Genomic DNA, 3,675 nt, shown 5'->3' with positions numbered 1-3,675 from the left:
TTTTGTAAACGGCAAGACACCTTTCGCGGGCTGCCTTGTGGTCAACAATGGGTTCTGGATAATTTTCCGAATCCAGTTCAGGAATCCATTCCTTCACAAAGATTCCTTCGGGGTCAAATTTTTTCTGCTGTTCGGTGGGGTTGAATATCCTGAAATAGGGCGCGGCATCAGTTCCTGTTCCGGCGCTCCATTGCCAGCCCCCGTTGTTGGAAGACAACTCAAAATCGAAGAGTTTTTCGGCAAACCAAGCCTCACCCCAGCGCCAGTCGATCAGCAGGTGTTTGGTAAGAAAACTGGCAGTGATCATCCGCAAGCGATTGTGCATATAGCCGGTGGCAGCCAGTTGTCGCATCCCCGCGTCCACCATCGGGAAGCCCGTTCGTCCCTCTTTCCAGCGCTCAAATTCCTGCTCGTTATTGTGCCATTCAATGCGGTCGTATTCTGGCCTGAAAGAAGCATACACTACCCGGGGAAAATGCATCAGGATCATGGCATAGAATTCACGCCAGATCAGTTCATTCAGGAAAGTGGCGTTCCACTCCCTTGCCTGACGTACCAGGTGCCTGATGCTGATAAGCCCGAAACGCAAGGCTGGTCCAAGGCGAGAAGTACCGTTCAATGCCGGAAAATCACGTGTCTTATCATAATGGCGGATCTCCTCTTCCTTAATTTTCAAATCCGGCATTGGTAAACCTGAGGGCTTAAACCCCAGTTCAGCCAGTGAAGGCATTGCATGAAAAGAATCCTTTATACATTTGTCCAATAGGTTTTCTGAACGAAATTCTGCCAGGTGTCGTGGCTCGAGCATTTCATTCCAGCGACGGCTGTAAGGGGTAAAGACCAGGTAAGGAGTGCCATCACTTTTCAGCACTTCGTCCTTGTTTAAAATCAAATGATCGAGGGCCTGCTCAAAGGCAATGCCGTTTGAAGCCAGCAATGCCCTCACCTTTTCGTCGCGTTTCATTCCGTAAGGCTCGTGGTCGGCATTGGAATAAACCGCCTCAATGTCAAATTGCTGAATAAGCTGCTGAAAAACCTCAAAGGGGTTCCCCTTTCTCACCAGGATACCACTTCCCACTTTCCTCAACTGCCCGTTTATTCCCTCAAGGGTAGGATAAATGAATTCCACCCTATGGTCGTTTTTAGGCAAAGGCTCCAGTATGGCATCATCAAAAATAAAAAGGGGAAGCACCGGCAAGGGACCCTGAAGAGCCTTGTACAAGGCTTTATTGTCGTGAAGGCGAAGATCGCGTCGAAACCAGAATATTGAAATGCGCATCGGCAGAAATGATTGATTGTTTTTATGATTTTTAAACAAATAAAAACGGGATTTGATTAATGCACCAATGTCAAATGCCTGAAAAATCAGATCCAGGGAAAGCCCTTATGAAGCAAAAATTATAAAGGATCCAGGAATAAAATCTAAAAGAGTCATTCTCAGACTTCAGGACTAAGCGCTTTCCCTTTCCTCAGCACAATCAGGGTAATCTCGGGGGGCATCCCTACCCTTCCGGGGATGCTCAGGAATCCGAAGCCGCGGTTGACATAGAGTTGCTGTTCGCCTTCGGAATAAAGCCCTGACCACTCATTGTACTTATACTTCACGGGGCTCCAGTTGATCAGCTGGTTGCTGATGCCAAACTGCATCCCGTGGGTGTGCCCGCTTAGGGTCAATTCGACATCGGTGGCGGGGATAATTTGTTCGCGCCAGTGCGAGGGGTCGTGAGAAAGCAGGATCTTAAAAGGGAAGCTGGCGCTTTCGCCCAGAGTTTTCTGCAGATCGCCGTGCTGCTCAAAAGGCGGCATTCCCCAGTTTTCCACCCCGGCCAGCATAATGGAATCGTTGCCTTGCTTAATGAAGACGTGTTCGTTGAGCAGCACCCTGAAGCCCATTTGGGTCTGCACTTCAACCAGGCGTTGCGTATCAGGGTCTTTCTTCTCGATGGTACCCCAGGTGCGGTAGTCGCCGAAATCGTGGTTTCCGAGTATTGAATAAACTCCATCTGGTGCTTGCAGATTCCTGAACACTGGGATGAACTTCTCGGCCTCACGGGCACCATTATTGACCAGATCGCCCGTGAAAACAATGAGATCGGGTTGCAAACTGCTGATCAATTTCAGTCCATCGGCCACCCGCTCTTCGCGGGTGAAGCTTCCAAGGTGGGCATCAGAGAATTGCACCAGCCGGTAACCGTCAAAGCTTTCGGGAAGGTCATCAAACCATATCTCCACTTCTTCCACCTGAAAGTTCTTCCGACCAAAGCTGAAACCATAGACAGTTACCGAAAACATATAGGCGGCAAAGACCAGCCCCAGGACGGGGAACAGCAATCCAAGGCGCATATTTTTTAGTGGGCGAAGGAAACGTGCCCTGTATGGCAAGACCTTATCGAACACTCGTCCACCCAACAGCCTGAAATCATTCATGAAAACAAACAGGAAGAAGCTCATCTTGGGGATTACCACCAGGAGGAAGGCCCCGATCAGGACATAAAACCTGCGGTAAGTAATGTAATCCTCAGTTTGTGCACCCCGCACGTAAGCAATCCAGAAGATGGAAAAAGCCACCAGTGCCAAATCAATCAGCCACCAGACCTTCAAGACAAATTTCCGGAAGGGGGTCAGACGATGGTGCGAAAACAGGGAGCGCAAACCACGGTAAGCATAAAAATCGGCCAAGATAAGCAGGAGGGCAATGATGAGGGTTCTGAAAAGCATTAATCCTTAAAAATATTATAGTATAGTGATTGGGTTTATCGGTTAAACATTATCTTTGGATCAACAAAAGGGTTCAAAAATTCGGCTTGCAAAGGTAATTGTTTTATTTTAGTAAAACACTTAATTTCAGTGAATTGTTCATCTTATGACAGGGGTTTTTTACCAGGGGTATTTTGTTTTGTTCCTGATCATTACCTTGGGCATTATCCTGGGGAATGTAAAGTTCAGGGGCTTTTCGCTCGACATTTCTGCGGTTATTTTTGTGGCGCTGATCCTGGGGCATTATGGCTTTCTTGTCCCCCCTGCCTTTCAGACCATCGGCCTGCTGTTCTTTATCTTTACCATTGGCATTCAGGCCGGGCCAGGTTTTTTTGACGCTTTCCAGAAATTTGGGAGGCAGTTAATGCTGATTTGCCTGATACTGGTTTCCCTTGCTGCAGGGATTAGTTACCTGTTGAGTAACACTTACGATATTCACCCCTTTCTGGGGGTTGGCTTGTTCAACGGAGCGCTGACCAGCACCCCTGGCCTGGCAGCAGCCATTGACATTACAGGCTCTCCCCTGGCATCCATCGGTTACGGGGTAGCCTATCCTGCCGGGGCGGTGCTGACCATCCTTATCATTCACCTCTTGCCGGTCATTCTGCGGGTGGATATGAGGAAGGAAGAGAAAAAATACCAGGACAAGGTCACGGAGGAGTTCCCATTGGTGATTAACCGCAATTATGTGGTGGAGAACCAGAACATCCACGGGAAAACGCTGAAGGAAATTAAGATAGGCAGCATGACCCAGGCAGTGGTATCGAGGGTAAAACACCAGAACCAGGCTTTTACCCCAAACAGCGGGACCCGCCTTTTTCTTGGCGACATCGTTAAGGTAGTGGGCACCGAAGCTGCCCTGCACCAGGTGGAGTTTATGATCGGCAAGCCCTCGGAAGAGGATATTTCCCTGGCCGA

The 3,675-nt window shown here is 48.8% G+C and carries 3 protein-coding genes; 1 reads left to right on the top strand and 2 read right to left on the bottom strand.

Annotation, left to right across the window (positions count from 1 at the left end):
* The coding region (locus V2I46_13280) for a deoxyribodipyrimidine photo-lyase (GenBank protein MEE4178472.1) at nucleotides 1–1,279 on the bottom strand (1,279 nt) is incomplete at its 3' end.
* Nucleotides 1,280–1,437: 158 nt separating this feature from the next.
* A complete protein-coding gene (locus V2I46_13275; GenBank protein MEE4178471.1) occupies nucleotides 1,438–2,718 on the bottom strand; it encodes a metallophosphoesterase in 1,281 nt (426 codons plus the stop codon).
* A 145-nt stretch (nucleotides 2,719–2,863) separates the two neighbouring features.
* Here V2I46_13275 and V2I46_13270 point away from each other — a divergent pair.
* The coding region (locus tag V2I46_13270) for a TrkA C-terminal domain-containing protein (protein MEE4178470.1) at nucleotides 2,864–3,675 on the top strand (812 nt) is incomplete at its 3' end.

This window comes from Bacteroides sp., assembly GCA_036351255.1.
Classification (GTDB): domain Bacteria; phylum Bacteroidota; class Bacteroidia; order Bacteroidales; family UBA7960; genus UBA7960.
The sequence above is the reverse complement of the archived record's forward strand: the minus strand, read 5'-3'. Positions and strand labels throughout refer to the sequence as shown.

Bases quoted from the DNA above. Each gene is read 5' to 3' on its own strand.
- V2I46_13275 (MEE4178471.1), bottom strand. From the start codon at position 2,718: ATGCTTTTCAGAACCCTCATCATTGCCCTCCTGCTTATCTTGGCCGAT.